1 protein-coding gene is annotated in these 2,295 nt (G+C 38.5%); it reads right to left on the bottom strand.

Annotated features, from left to right (window positions below):
* A partial coding sequence (locus F3G69_RS09140) for a hypothetical protein (protein ID WP_149715055.1) occupies positions 1–2,266 on the bottom strand: 2,266 nt, incomplete at its 3' end.
* Positions 2,267–2,295: the final 29 nt, after the last annotated feature.

Below are 2,295 nucleotides of genomic sequence, written 5' to 3'. Positions count from 1 at the left end.
TTGTAGTTGTGCCACTAGTATAAGTAGTATAACCACCAGAACTAGCACCTTTAGTCCAGCTACTTCCAAGAGTAAGCTCATCATTACTATCACCATCTATTTTTAGCTTATTCTCATTACTATCACGTAATATATCTTGAACATTGCTAGCTGTAAGAGTTAAGGTTGTCTTTTCTCCATTAGTCATATCTAGTTTTTCGATATTTTTAACATGACTAAAGTCTATGCTATTGTCAGCTACTTTTAATGTATCAAATCCGGCTCCGCCGTCGATTTTTGTATCATTCAAGATTGCACCCTTCTCGATTGTGATCTCATCGTTGCCTGCTCCAGCTTCGATTTTTGTATCATTCATTAAGTTTGCACCTTTTTTGATAAAGATCTTATCATTGCCGATTTCGCTATTTATATAGCCATGATCAAACTTCGAACCAGCATTAACGTAAATTTCATCATTACCTGCTCCACCATTTACGCCACCATCTTTGAAATCTGCTCCATTAACGTATACCTTGTCGTTGCCTTCATGTGCATATACGTTACCGCCGATAAATTTAGCACCACTTTCTAGCGTTATAGTATCATTGCCATCTCCAGCTTGTATATAAGATGCTTCTTGAAAAATAGTTCCACTTTTTATAGTAATTTCATCATTGCCGTCACCGGTACTTAAATTAGATAGTTCACCGTTACTACCCTTTTTGAACATAGTATTTGTGATTTCTACTATATCTTTATCAGCTCCAGTATCCAAAGAAGATCCTTCAAATGTTATACGATCTGTAACACCTGTTTTACCAGCATTGATCTTTATAGTTTCTTCTCCAGCACCCGTGCTAATAACAGTACGAGTTAGCGTTACTCCGCTAGCGATATTTACAGTATCTATACCGCCCTCAGTCGTAATATTTGATTGCTTGCCAACATCAGCGGTAATATTAGCATTGATATTTACAGTATCTTTGTCAGCTCCCGTATTTATATCAATCTTATCTATTATCGCACCAGCGTTAATATTAACTGTATCCTCACCCTCAACAGTTATAATAGTAGAATTTTTTAGCGTTCCGTCAATATTTACGATATCTTTAAATTTATTGCCCCAAATAGTCTTTGCATCTAAATTAGTAACATTTGAAATATCTATCTTATTTTCGCCGTTTCCGCCGGATATTCCGCCTATATGAGAATTTTTAATTTTCATTTCATCATTGCCGCCCCATATACCGCCTTCTACAACTCCCTCAACAGTAGAGTTTTCAACAGTAATGTTATCCTTATCAGAATCTGCAGCTCCGCCATATATGCTAGGGCTTTCGCCGCGTCCGCCACTAACGTATCCTTTTACTTTTGCGCCGTCTAAAATTTTAATAGTATCGCTATCTTCGTTGCCTTCTATGTTTTCGGTTACGACGGTACCGGTATCTTTTACGGTTATCTTATCGTTACCCCATCTTCCGACTATACCGTCTACTTTAGCGCCTTTTTCTACCAATATCTCGTCATCGCCGCCTCTACCGTTTATACCGCTAACGTAAGTTCCGCTATCGCTTACGGTTACCTTATCGTTTCCTTCGTCGGCCTGTATAAGACCTACTTTTGCGCCTTTATCCACGGTTATATCGTCGTCTCCGTTGCCGGCGCCTATGAATCTGACCTGCGTTCCGTTTCCGCTTACTTTTATGGTATCACCAGCAGCACCGTTATCTTCTATATCTATATTTTTTCCTTGGCTTGCTTGATATGCTTTTTCATGTACATCATTTTTAGTTTTATTATCACCTAGTAATGTATCTACTTTTGAGCCACCCTCTACGGTTATATTATCGCTTCCTGAACCGCCGGAAACGCCAAAGACTTTGGCACCGTTTTTGAGATCAACGTTATCGTTTCCAACTCCTCCAAGCACAGACGCTATTTGTGCACCGTCTACGGTTATATTATCTATATTATCCGATCCAAACACTTTTAAACTTGGATTAGGATTTACTATCTTAGCTACTGAGCCATCATCTGGATAGTTTGAAGCTTTTGCTGTGCTAGTTACTGCTAGGTCTTTAGCATCATCTTGACCTATAGCTAGTTTACCATCATTGCTTACATACCAACCGTCTTTGTGTTGGAATGCACTAGGAGTAGTAGGATCATCAGGAGTTAGATAATCTCTACCATCAGTATGTCTATATACATGATATCCATTAGGTATAGAGTTATAAAATGAAGCTAATAGTCTAGAAGATGTGCTCTCTCCTACATACGCTGACAAAGGAATTTTTATACTTCCTGCTGGTAAAG

This window comes from Campylobacter concisus (genome assembly GCF_902460625.1).
Classification (GTDB): domain Bacteria; phylum Campylobacterota; class Campylobacteria; order Campylobacterales; family Campylobacteraceae; genus Campylobacter_A; species Campylobacter_A concisus_AD.
The sequence above is the reverse complement of the archived record's forward strand: the minus strand, read 5'-3'. Positions and strand labels throughout refer to the sequence as shown.